This window comes from Nocardia sp. CDC159 (assembly GCF_023740735.1).
GTDB lineage: Bacteria > Actinomycetota > Actinomycetes > Mycobacteriales > Mycobacteriaceae > Nocardia > Nocardia pulmonis.
In genome coordinates, this window is record NZ_JAMRXH010000019.1 from 126,029 (window position 1) to 133,991 (window position 7,963).

20 protein-coding genes and 1 pseudogene are annotated in these 7,963 nt (G+C 65.2%); all 21 read right to left on the minus strand.

What is annotated here, in order from left to right:
• Positions 1–33: 33 nt before the first annotated feature.
• Positions 34–378, minus strand: coding sequence for a hypothetical protein (locus tag NDR87_RS31595; RefSeq protein WP_251917368.1), 345 nt, complete (start codon positions 376–378; stop codon positions 34–36).
• A gap of 329 nt (positions 379–707) precedes the next feature.
• Complete coding sequence (locus NDR87_RS31600) at positions 708–1,124, minus strand: hypothetical protein (protein WP_251917367.1); 417 nt, start codon at positions 1,122–1,124, stop codon at positions 708–710.
• Positions 1,117–1,656: a hypothetical protein gene (locus tag NDR87_RS31605; protein WP_251917366.1), complete on the minus strand. Its 540-nt coding sequence runs from the start codon at positions 1,654–1,656 to the stop codon at positions 1,117–1,119. The genes NDR87_RS31600 and NDR87_RS31605 overlap by 8 nt, the downstream gene beginning before the upstream one ends.
• Positions 1,653–2,009 carry a hypothetical protein gene (locus tag NDR87_RS31610; protein ID WP_251917365.1) on the minus strand — a complete coding sequence of 119 codons (357 nt, stop codon included), beginning with the start codon at positions 2,007–2,009 and terminating at the stop codon, positions 1,653–1,655. Before NDR87_RS31610 ends, NDR87_RS31605 begins: the two co-directional genes overlap by 4 nt.
• Complete coding sequence (locus tag NDR87_RS31615) at positions 2,006–2,296, minus strand: hypothetical protein (protein ID WP_251917364.1); 291 nt, start codon at positions 2,294–2,296, stop codon at positions 2,006–2,008. The genes NDR87_RS31610 and NDR87_RS31615 overlap by 4 nt, the downstream gene beginning before the upstream one ends.
• A complete protein-coding gene (locus tag NDR87_RS31620; protein WP_251917363.1) occupies positions 2,286–2,549 on the minus strand; it encodes a hypothetical protein in 264 nt (87 codons plus the stop codon). Before NDR87_RS31620 ends, NDR87_RS31615 begins: the two co-directional genes overlap by 11 nt.
• Positions 2,546–2,794 carry a hypothetical protein gene (locus NDR87_RS31625; RefSeq protein ID WP_251917362.1) on the minus strand — a complete coding sequence of 83 codons (249 nt, stop codon included), beginning with the start codon at positions 2,792–2,794 and terminating at the stop codon, positions 2,546–2,548. The genes NDR87_RS31620 and NDR87_RS31625 overlap by 4 nt, the downstream gene beginning before the upstream one ends.
• A complete protein-coding gene (locus NDR87_RS31630) occupies positions 2,791–3,072 on the minus strand; it encodes a hypothetical protein (RefSeq protein ID WP_251917361.1) in 282 nt (93 codons plus the stop codon). Before NDR87_RS31630 ends, NDR87_RS31625 begins: the two co-directional genes overlap by 4 nt.
• Before the next feature lie 184 nt (positions 3,073–3,256).
• Positions 3,257–3,547 (minus strand): hypothetical protein, encoded by a 291-nt coding sequence (locus NDR87_RS31635; protein ID WP_251917360.1) that lies wholly within the window; start codon positions 3,545–3,547, stop codon positions 3,257–3,259.
• 40 nt (positions 3,548–3,587) lie between these two features.
• Complete coding sequence (locus NDR87_RS31640) at positions 3,588–3,950, minus strand: DUF6283 family protein (RefSeq protein ID WP_251917359.1); 363 nt, start codon at positions 3,948–3,950, stop codon at positions 3,588–3,590.
• Between the two features lie 82 nt (positions 3,951–4,032).
• The gene (locus tag NDR87_RS31645) at positions 4,033–4,395 is read right to left on the minus strand and encodes a hypothetical protein (protein ID WP_251917358.1); all 363 of its coding nucleotides are present in this window, start codon (positions 4,393–4,395) and stop codon (positions 4,033–4,035) included.
• Positions 4,392–4,811, minus strand: coding sequence for a hypothetical protein (locus NDR87_RS31650; RefSeq protein WP_251917357.1), 420 nt, complete (start codon positions 4,809–4,811; stop codon positions 4,392–4,394). The genes NDR87_RS31645 and NDR87_RS31650 overlap by 4 nt, the downstream gene beginning before the upstream one ends.
• A 170-nt stretch (positions 4,812–4,981) precedes the next feature.
• A pseudogene (locus NDR87_RS31655) lies at positions 4,982–5,218 on the minus strand (winged helix DNA-binding protein); the annotation flags it as partial.
• A gap of 23 nt (positions 5,219–5,241) precedes the next feature.
• Positions 5,242–5,505, minus strand: coding sequence for a hypothetical protein (locus tag NDR87_RS31660; RefSeq protein ID WP_251917356.1), 264 nt, complete (start codon positions 5,503–5,505; stop codon positions 5,242–5,244).
• Positions 5,502–5,789 (minus strand): hypothetical protein, encoded by a 288-nt coding sequence (locus tag NDR87_RS31665; RefSeq protein WP_251917355.1) that lies wholly within the window; start codon positions 5,787–5,789, stop codon positions 5,502–5,504. Before NDR87_RS31665 ends, NDR87_RS31660 begins: the two co-directional genes overlap by 4 nt.
• Before the next feature lie 69 nt (positions 5,790–5,858).
• Complete coding sequence (locus tag NDR87_RS31670) at positions 5,859–6,275, minus strand: hypothetical protein (RefSeq protein ID WP_251917354.1); 417 nt, start codon at positions 6,273–6,275, stop codon at positions 5,859–5,861.
• Positions 6,272–6,397 carry a hypothetical protein gene (locus NDR87_RS37485; RefSeq protein WP_286014263.1) on the minus strand — a complete coding sequence of 42 codons (126 nt, stop codon included), beginning with the start codon at positions 6,395–6,397 and terminating at the stop codon, positions 6,272–6,274. The genes NDR87_RS31670 and NDR87_RS37485 overlap by 4 nt, the downstream gene beginning before the upstream one ends.
• A gap of 210 nt (positions 6,398–6,607) precedes the next feature.
• Positions 6,608–7,090, minus strand: a complete 483-nt coding sequence (locus NDR87_RS31675) for a hypothetical protein (RefSeq protein WP_251917353.1) — start codon at positions 7,088–7,090, stop codon at positions 6,608–6,610.
• A gap of 69 nt (positions 7,091–7,159) precedes the next feature.
• A complete protein-coding gene (locus NDR87_RS31680; protein WP_251941268.1) occupies positions 7,160–7,468 on the minus strand; it encodes a hypothetical protein in 309 nt (102 codons plus the stop codon).
• A 55-nt stretch (positions 7,469–7,523) separates the two neighbouring features.
• Complete coding sequence (locus tag NDR87_RS31685) at positions 7,524–7,670, minus strand: hypothetical protein (protein ID WP_251941270.1); 147 nt, start codon at positions 7,668–7,670, stop codon at positions 7,524–7,526.
• On the minus strand, positions 7,667–7,804 hold the full coding sequence (locus NDR87_RS31690; RefSeq protein WP_251941272.1) for a hypothetical protein: 138 nt from the start codon (positions 7,802–7,804) through the stop codon (positions 7,667–7,669). Before NDR87_RS31690 ends, NDR87_RS31685 begins: the two co-directional genes overlap by 4 nt.
• Positions 7,805–7,963: the final 159 nt, after the last annotated feature.

A 7,963-nucleotide genomic window follows, 5' to 3' on the forward strand; every position in this document is an offset into this window, starting at 1 on the left:
GCCACCATCGGGGGGAGCGGTGGGCCGTGCGGGTCACAGCGCGTCCGCGATGTCGGGGTGCATGTAACGCAGGTAGTGCCGCGACACCGTGACCATGATCGGTTCGCTGGGGTCGGTCAGGTCCGACGCCAGCAGGCTATTGATGTAGGCGGCGGCGATGTCACCGGCCACGGTGCGATCGGTGGGCAGCCATGCGCGTTCGTCGCTGTCCCAGGTGCTCCACCCTACGGTCACGGCGGCGGGGCGGCCGGTTTCCTCGCACCAGGCGTTGTCCCATCCGTCGCGGGCGATGTCGACGCGTACGCGGTCGTCGCTGGTGATACCGAGCGCGGCGGCGGCGAGCTGGGCGGCGGTGCGGGTGATGGTGGCGGTGGTCATTCCGGTTCCTTCCGGTTCGTGACGGTTCGGTCCGTCTAACACGGATAACAATACACACTCATGTGTGTATGGGCAATAGTGCGGGCCGCTTCCAGTGTGGCAGCGGCCCGCGCATCAAGGGAGATTCAGCGGACTGCGGTCACATCCACCCGCACCAACTCCTCCCCCTGTCCACCGCACAACCGGCACCCGTCGCCGCCGCACAGGCTGTGAAGCACAGGCACCCACTCGTAGCTGGCAGAAGCATTTTCGATCATGGTCCGGTTCCTTCCGGCTCAGTGACGGCTCATCCGTCGAACACCTCTCAATGATACACACACATGTGTGCTTTAGGGAACGTCCTTCCTCTCGTCCGCTGCTCTCCACTCCCGATACAGGCGGCGGCGCTCCGACATAGTCAGCAGCACCGCACGATCCACAACCGCCACAACCCGCGCAGACGGTGCCGTGAACGTCTCGATGGAGTCCTCTGTCGACCGCTCGACCTTTCCCACCGGCTCCACCCGATACAGATCACCACGCCCCCACAGCGACGCGTAGTACTTGGCGTACAACCGATTCGGTGTCAAGTAGACGAGATCGGCGTGCTTCGATGGGCCGTCCATGCCGAAATGCGATTCGCCGCGAGCGCGGGCTTCGCACCATGGGCAACCGTCGTGACGGCGGCGGCCGTGGCCGGGCTCGATGAGCTCACCCACTCGAATGCCGGGGACACCGCCGTGGAACAGTCGCCAGTGGTCAGGCACCGCTGTCACCGCCTTCGGGGATCGGCGACCACGGCAAGATCGGGCGCTGCACCGCGGTGATCGCCGGGTGCTCGGCGTACGCCAGGGCCTGCTGCTCGGACTCCGCCCTGGCAGTCCATGTCGAATGCGTGGGGTCGTCGGCGGTCACGCGGTAGCCGTACTCGATGCCCTCGATGTCCGAGCGCGGCACGATCAGCCAGTCCGCCAGCAGGGCGTCAGCGGCTGTCTCGTACCGATCGCCCCTGTCGTACAAGTGCTTGCGAAGCAACGCGATCAGCCGATCACGGTCATTCGCCATCGACGGAGCCGATCGCCGGGCGCGTCGGCGCGCGGCCAGCAGCTCCCACCAGCCCGTGCCGGTGAGCCCGAATCCCCAAACGCTGCCATCGGGTGCGGTATGGCGCTCCCCGCGGCGCGGGTGGGCCGGGAACCCGAAATGCTGGAGGGCGAACCCTCGATCCATGGTTCGGTACCACTGGGCGGGCTGGGTGGAGTGCCGTGCGGGGGTGCCGAATTGGCCGTCCGGCTTCATTCCTGGTCTCTCTTTCCTGCGTTAAGGAACCCTCGCAGTCCGTTGGGGTTGCTCAGTTCGGCGGCGACGATAGCGACATCATGTGCGCTGTATTTGGTGGCGAGGGCATTGATAGCGGCGACGAGGTCCGGAGCGACTTCCCCGAGCAGGTTGGTAGACAGTGGATTCGCCACGGCGGATGGTTTGCTCAGCAGTTCCACGCTGGCGATGTCGCCGTGCCAACGCGTGAGGGTCGCAGGCCGATTGGTGACTTCCACATCGGTGCTGACGCGGTCGCCGAATGCGGCCTCGATACTGTCGCGGACCTTCTGGACTTCTGTTGGCGGGCCGACGATCTGGAAACGGACGGTCATTCAGGGTCACCTCCGGGTTGGATGGGGATGTCTCGCCAATCGGTGAGGTAAGCCTCCTGACGCACCGCCCCCTCAGCGAGGGCTGCCGTCTCGCATTCCGGGCAAGGCTGGCAATCGCAAGGATGGACGCGGGTGAGGATGGTGGTCGGCCGCAGCCCGTCGGCGTCGAGGCGATCGAGGATGGCCGCGGCGATCTCACGATCTGATGTGCGCAGCACACGCACAGCGAGACCGTCCAGGATCGCGGCCTCGTACCGGGCACGGATGTCATCCGATTCACTGGTCATCGCCGACCTCCTGCCATTCGTGCTTCCACCGCCACAGCGATTGCTCAGGACTCGTCTCGATTCCGTCAGGCAGCAGATCACCGAGCGCGTCGACTAGTCCGGCTGCGTCACTTCGCCATTCGTCCCGCACCGACTCAGGCAAGGAGCCCCATGGAAGGTCCCCATGCACACGGCCAGCGGCACGTTCACGCTCATAGTCGAAACACGCACTGCGCTCGATTGCTTCGCGGCGGATGTCGTCCGCGGCGGTCACGGCACCTCCCCGATCTCCCCGACCATGGGATCGTTCCGCCAATCCGGATGCGGCAGCCCCGCCAACACCATCGAACCGCAGTACGGGCAGTGATATTGCCCGAACGGCGCGCCGACGAGCTGCTGGGGCTCCCACGGCCACGGACACGGTTCGCCGTTCTGGTCGATAGGGCCTTCGATATCCGGGTGGGGCAATGTGATGTTGGTGGCGTCAGCCGGGTCGATCTCCGACCAGTGGACACTCATTCGTCGCCCTCCAGTGGCGCGTACAGCTCACGAAACCGGGCCGGGGTGTACATCCACCAGCCGCCGAGGTTGTCGCACACAACCCAGTAGCCGGGCCAGATCCGATGCCTCGAACCATCCGGAGACTTCACATAAGCGGCGGGCGTGCCCGCGTAGTCGGTCAAGTACTGCTTATCGGCCGGAATCCACGCCAGCAGCTCGAGGATGGCGTCCTCGTCGCCGGTCATCTGCATCGCCTCGACCACCGCCTCCGGCCGACGGAACTTCTGGACGGTCATTCGGCACCGTCAGTTCGATAGAGGGAACGGTCCTCAACCACAACCAGCACCGAATGCCCGGTCGCTTTGACGTGCCGCTTCGCGGCGTCCCTCGTCGCCGGGCTTGTGTCGTGTGTCCACTCACAGCCTTGCTCGTCACATTCGGCCCAGGGATGCAACTTCACCTGAGCAGCGGTGATCACTTTCATTCGTTGGTCTCGCTTTCGGTCGGCGCAGACACGAGGCAGTAGCCGCACGACAGCAGCCCCTCCCCGGTCGCGAGATGGCGAGTAATGCCAAACAGTTCGTGGCTGGACTCGACGACCCAGATATCGCCGAACGTCGTGTGGCCGAAAACCACCGGTCCCCACCGGAGACGGTTGCGGGCAGCGAACTCCCGGACTGGCGCAACAACACGAAGTTCGGCGCCGAGAGGATTCCGGTACAAGCCTCCCCGAACGAGGCGGAAATCATGCGCGGCAACGGGTTCGGTCATTTGGCGGTCTCGCTCTCGACGAGTACCTTCGCGGCGGCGGTCATTGGGCTGCTCCCCGGAACCCGTTGAAGGCGGCCATCTCCTCGAAAGAGGCATACAGCTCAGGCCAGTCGTCTCCGCGAGCGAGAGCGCCCGGACTGATACGCCCGGACGCCACGGCCAGCCGGACCCCGAGGTGCTCCGCGCCAGCGACGGCGAGCCAGCCCGCGCACGCCACCTCCCGGCCCTCAGCGGTCTTGTGGCACGCGAACATCGGCGCGCCGACCGGCGCTTCAGCGCCGGGCGTGCCAGATGTGCACGCCAGCGCCTCATAGCGTTCGGGCGGGAACACCGACAGCTCCGCATCTACCCGCCAAGGACATTCGTTGCACGGGCGCTTCTGGTGACGCAGCGGGACGGTCATTCGGCCACCGCCTCCGGGCGGCGCACAGCGAACGCATAGCCCACTTCGGTTTCCGTGTCGAGAAATACGATGGGGGCGTTGGTCATTCGTTGGTCTCTCTTTCGATTGGCTTCGGCTGCCATTCCTCGCCCACTTCCACGCCCGCGGCGGGCTCTACGTAGTTGGCACCCGCCCAGTTGCCTGGAGTGGCCCAGCCCCGAATGCGGTAGCTTCCCGGCTCGGTCGGCAGACCGATGTCATCGGGGTAGTCCTCGAACTCCGCGACCAGCTCCGCTTCGTGGCAGTCGAATTGGTGCATGTCGGCCCAGCCCTCCACGGGGATACGTTGGCAGCTCTCTGGATGGTCCAGCTTGTAGTCCAACGCTGGTTGGCCATCCTCGTCCTCACCGTCGATCTTGATGGTGAGGGTGTGCCATTCGCCGTAGCTGGCACCGTGGATACTCATTGCCACACCTCCGGCCCGATGATTCGCTTGGGCAGGCCCATTTCGTCTGCGGCGTCGAGGCAGTCCCATGTGCCTCGCGACTGCTCCCGGTCCCACGAGGCGGGAAATCCCACAATGGCAGCCGCATCTGGATGCGCGCGGCACATGTCGCGATTGCGGATCGGACCCGCCGCTTTCCCATGTCGCGCCCAATCCGCTTCGTAGACATGCCAATCCGATCGCGGAAGATTCACTGCGCACCACGCCCGGACATCGCCGTCCACGCCGGTCGGACAGTTACCCACCGCGACGAACAAGCCCACCCGGGCAGCGCGAGCAAGGCCGCGCTCATGCCGCAGTTCACGCACCACCACATCCCGCAGGGCCGCACTGTTGCGGCGCGTACCAGTGAAAATCACCACGCGGTAGAGGCTCACGGGTGTGCCTTCCGTCCGATCCACGGGTCGAGAGCGTGCTGCGCGACGCACCGGTAGCACAAGTCCCGGACGTGGGTGTAGCAGTCCCAACAGTGCGGGTGCCGGTGCCCGCTGATACAGCCGCCCTTCGCCAGCGCCTCCAGCGCCTCCCGGTAGCGGACCACTATCGGATCGGTCTCACGGACAGCGCAGGCGTGTTCCGCCGTCTCTGTGATGGCCAGGGCACGCGAACGAGTCGGATCACGTCGCAGTACGCCCTTCCGCTCCAGCGCGCGCAGCTGGTGCACCACCGAGTTGGACGAGGACAGCCCGAGAGCGTGGCCGATCTCGCGGATGCTGGGCGGGTAGCCGCGTTCATTCACCGAGGCGCGGACTACCTCGAGCACTTCACGTTGGCGTGCGGTGAGCGGTCGCGCAGGGTGGGTGTCGTTCATCGGCGTACCTCACTGGACCCGGTCTGACACAGTGCGGTGACGTGGTCGGCCCACCGGCGCGGGGTGGAGAACTTCTGCCCGCAATCGCAGTTCAGCCAGTCCTCGCAATCCTCAATAGTCCAGGTGGTCCAGTGTTGCGCGATCAACTCGGCGTGTGACCGCGAAAGGCGAGCACGACGCATCGCCCAGAAGCTCACCGCGGCGACGATTACCGAGATCAGGACAACTGCAATCGCAGTTGTGAGGATGACCTGGTTCATCGCTGGGTGACCGCGTCGATAACCACGATCGCGGCCAGCGCCAGGACCAGCCCGGCCAGCGGGCGCGCAATCCATGTGAACAGCTCGGCGGCGGGCGGTATGAGAGAGGCGAGCACGATCCATGCCAGAATTCCCGCGGTGGGTTCGTAGCTGCGCCGCGACAGCGCCGCGACGGTACGGAACAGTTCGGCGGCTCGGGACATGATCGGGGCTACGGCCAGCAGTGCTGGGTGGCGGCGGGGGACGGCGCGGTGGCGTCCGGTGGTGGTGCTGGGGGTGGTCATGGTGGCCCTTACGTGTGTGGTGGGGGTGACTTCCCGCCCGGCCCGCACGGGACCGGGCGGGGTACGGGGTTATGCCGTCTTCTTGGCGATGAGAGGCGCGGCCGTGAGGTACAGGCGGCGGGGCTTGTCGTCGCCGGGCTGTTTCAGCACGACCTGGAGGGCGGCGGCCCGGCCTGTGGCGCACGCCCGGTCGTATGCGTCCTTGCTGGCCGGTGCCCAGCTCCGATAGCCGGGAAGGTCCGGGATGTCGGGCATTTGCGACTTCGGCAGGCGAAGATGCGACCGCATCGCGTCGGTGACCCGGAAATGGATGTAGCGAGTGTATTCGGCCGGTCGGGACCGGTTGAACTCATGGGCGATCCACTCGGCGGCGGCCCTCGAGGGGGCCGGAATATAGATGTCGGTGCAGGTGCGGGGGACAACGATCCATCCCCACATGCTGTTGACGCGCCACGGGTAGACGATCGAGGTGTCGATATCGGTCACAGCAGGACACTCCCGCCGACCGCGAGGGCGATGCCGATGAGAATCCCGATGCCCATCAGCGCTGATCCGAGCAGAATGTTACCGAGCTGGGTATTGAGGGATTCGCGTATGCGAGCAGGCATTATCCGGTTCCTTCCGGGGTGGGTGACGGTTCGATCCGTCCGACCGCTAGATAATACACACAGATATGTGTATCGGGCAAGAGGGGGTGCGCCACCCGCGCCCAATCACACACTCAATATTGGTAGGCAGTCCGCGAGTCTCACCCCCGCCTCCAGGGATACTCTCCCCAGGTCACGCAACAGCGAAGTGATAGGCAGCCCATAGCGGAATCACCCCGCATCCTCCGATACCACTTCCCCCTCGATCGTCTCCCCGCCATCCAACAGCTGAAGCATCTCCCGCTTCAACCGATCCAGATCCGGCATCCCCTCCATGGACACCTTCACCGCGGGCACCCGATCCAGGCCGTGCAACGACATCAGCCGCCCCAGCGCCCTGTCCGCCGCCGATGCCCCCTTCAGGAACTTGTCGATGTCCTGCTCATCGCGGCCCTCGAGCATCACCGCGTAGCCGTGTTCCCACAGCTTCTCGGCCCGCGCGATCATCAACGGCCGCACCACTTCGGCGGCGTCGGTCGCAGCCCGCCGCAGCGCTGCGTGCACGGCTTGGCGGGCACCGGATTCCCCGGAATAGCCTTCGTGTTCGGCGATCTCGCAGTAGGAGAGCCCGCGGACCGCGAGGTCCAGGCAGCGCTGCTGTCTGGCCATGGTCTCGGGGTCGACTTTTCCGGCGGCCTTGCCCTTACGCGCCATGTGCCGCATTGCCCCTGAGCGCAGTGGTGATGATGCGGCCGTTGTCCGGCTCGGGGTATCCGCTGTTGGTTATGGTGCCGTCTGGCTGGGTGGCTTCGGTTGTGGATCGTCGAATGGTGTTGCTGCCCATGGCCGGACGGTAGGGGGTGGGGGTGCAGACTTGTGGGTTGTGGCCGGTTCGGGTTGATGTGTGTGGTCGGCCGGGGTGGTGTGATAGCGGGCGGTGATCTGTTGTTTCAGTTCGGTCAGGATGCTTTTGCCGAATGCGGCACCGGTTGATGTCTCCCACCAGCCGTGTTCGTGTTCTGTCTCTTCGTGGTCGATTCCGTGAAGCAACTCGTCTATCCAGTTCAGGTCTGGTTCGGGGTTGCTGGTCACGGCTGACCACCCACTCTGTTGTTGGGTTCCCGCCCGCTCGGTTCGTGCTCGGTGCTCATTCGGTCAGCTCCTCGGTGAGAACTTCCGCGCCGCAGCGGGGGCATTCGATCCGCGCGTCGTCGTCCGACTGGCTGTAGGTGTGTCGGCCGCCGTCGTAGCAGGGATAGGCTGGGTCTTCGTTGAGGGCGGCGGGGTCGATCACTGCTCCACTTCCACTCCATCGATATCGAAGCTGATGGGCGCGTCCTCGCAGGCGTCCAAGATCTTCGCCTTGACGGCTGCTTCGCTGAGGGGGTCGTCCTCGAAGACGCGCAGGGTGACCTTGTAGGTTGGCATGGTTGGAATCTCCTTACCGCACAATGGTTTTCGGCAACCATCCGGAATTTCCGGAGAGTTCGGCGGGCTGGCCGCCGGTATGTTGGCTTATGGGCGTTCGGGATGTTCGTTCGCCTTGGCGTGGACTCTGGCACCGAGCTTGGTCAGTCCGGAAATCTC